Raw genomic sequence first — 1,951 nt, 5'->3', positions numbered from 1 at the left:
TTGCTGTTGCGGTCGTTGCCGGCGTCGCGGTCGGCTGGATCAAAGCCGCGACCGGGGTCGCTACTGCGTTGGGATCGACTGCCAGCGCGGTTCCGCTGCCGTCGTCCTTGGCGGCCTTGTCCTGGTTTGATTTATCGGTCGAGCTGCTGTCAGTCGATTTCGCCGTGCTGCTGCCATCGGACTTGGAAGAGGACTTGCTGTCGCTCGATGAGGTCTTGTCGGTCTGGCCGCCAGACTTGTCGGAGGTTGCGGTGGCGGACGAGCTGTTGTCGTTTGACGCGCTGGATTGGTCGGTGGGGCTGTTGCTGCGCGAGCTGGAGCTGTTGTTGCCGGAGGCATTCGCGCTGCTGGCGCGCGGTGCCGGCGGCGCGCTGCTTGATGGATCCGCCGGGGCGGCGGCATCGACCATGGCCGAGAAGCTGTCGGTGGTTTGCGACGGATCGGGCCGGGTGGATTTTGGCGCGCTCTGAAAGGCCGTGCTGGCCTGGATCTCAGTGGAGACGCTGAACACCTTGGAACCTTTCGCGATTGATCAACCGTCCCAGTTCAGCAAGGAGCGGGCCAATTGGCTTCAAATTATATTGTTGTTTAATTTCAGATAGTTATAGAGACGTCTCCGCAATCCCCCGGAACGGGAAGGTCCCACCTTTTCTGCCCGGCCGGCAAGATTTGCCGCTCAGGCCTGCGGCCAGCGCGATTGCTTCGCAGGACCTGCGCCTATATTAAAGAGGTGCTCCCCATTCGTTTCCGCACCGGCCTCAATCCCTTGGTCTGGAATCGCGCAAGGGGGTATGCCAACCGCATGATGGCGCCGGGCGAAGAGGTCTCCGCGGCGGAGCCTGTTCCCTCGAGGCCGCGATCGCAGTAACCTGAAAACATGCTCAACAGTCTCGATCTCGAAGGCCGTCCGCAGGATACCAGGGTCGTCGTCGCCATGTCGGGCGGCGTCGATTCGTCGGTGACGGCTGCGCTGTTGAAGTCGGAAGGCTACGACGTCGTCGGCATCACGCTGCAGCTCTACGATCATGGCGCGGCGACCCATCGCAAGGGCGCCTGCTGCGCGGGCCAGGACATTCACGATGCGCGCAATGTCGCCGAGCGGCTCGGCATTCCGCATTACGTGCTGGACTATGAGGACCGCTTTCGCGAGCAGGTGATCGACAATTTCGCCGCGAGCTACGCCTCGGGCGAGACGCCGGTGCCCTGCATCGAGTGCAACCGCGCGATCAAGTTTCGCGATCTGTTGAAGACCGCGCGCGAGCTCGGCGCATCAGTGCTGGCCACCGGTCACTACGTCGCTTCGCGCCGGCTGGCCGAAGGTTCTCGCGCTCTCATTTGCGCTGCGGACAGCGATCGCGACCAGAGCTATTTCCTGTTTGCAACCACGCGCGAGCAGCTCGACTATCTGCGCTTCCCGCTCGGCGACTTGACCAAGCCCGAGGTGCGCGAGCTGGCGCGCCGCTTCGGTTTGGAAGTCGCCGACAAGCACGACAGCCAGGACATCTGCTTCGTGCCGACCGGGCGTTACACCGACATCATCGGACGCCTGCGCCCGAACGCGATGGAGCCGGGCGAGATCGTCGATCTCGAAGGCCGCGTGCTCGGCGCCCATCACGGGATCGCCAATTTCACCATCGGCCAGCGCAAGGGGCTCGGCATCGCCGCTGCCGCGCCGCTCTATGTGGTGAAGCTCGAGGTGACGTCGCGCCGCGTCGTGGTCGGGCCGCGCGAGGCGTTGCGCACCCGCCGCCTCGTGCTGCGCGAGGTCAACTGGATCGGTGACGGCCCGCTCGATACGGCGCTGCGCGGCGGCCTCGAGCTGTTCGTGCGGGTGCGTTCGACCCGTCCGCCGCAGCCGGCGTGGCTGCGCGGCGGCCATGGGCATTACGAGGTCGAACTGGCCGGCGGCGAGGAGGGCGTTTCGCCCGGTCAGGCCTGCGTATTCTACGAC

General features: G+C 64.8%; 2 protein-coding genes. Both read left to right on the top strand.

Going from position 1 to position 1,951, the window contains the following annotated elements:
* The coding region (locus WA702_RS08520) for a hypothetical protein (RefSeq protein ID WP_425110083.1) at positions 1–470 on the top strand (470 nt) is incomplete at its 5' end.
* Positions 471–877: 407 nt separating this feature from the next.
* On the top strand, positions 878–1,951 hold a 1,074-nt coding region (gene mnmA, locus WA702_RS08515), incomplete at its 3' end, for a tRNA 2-thiouridine(34) synthase MnmA (RefSeq protein ID WP_425110082.1).

Origin of the sequence: Bradyrhizobium sp. (assembly GCF_049798375.1) — a bacterium.
Classification (GTDB): Bacteria; Pseudomonadota; Alphaproteobacteria; order Rhizobiales; family Xanthobacteraceae; genus Bradyrhizobium.
Note: the sequence above shows the minus strand (reverse complement) of the source record. Positions and strands in the feature narration are given on the sequence as shown.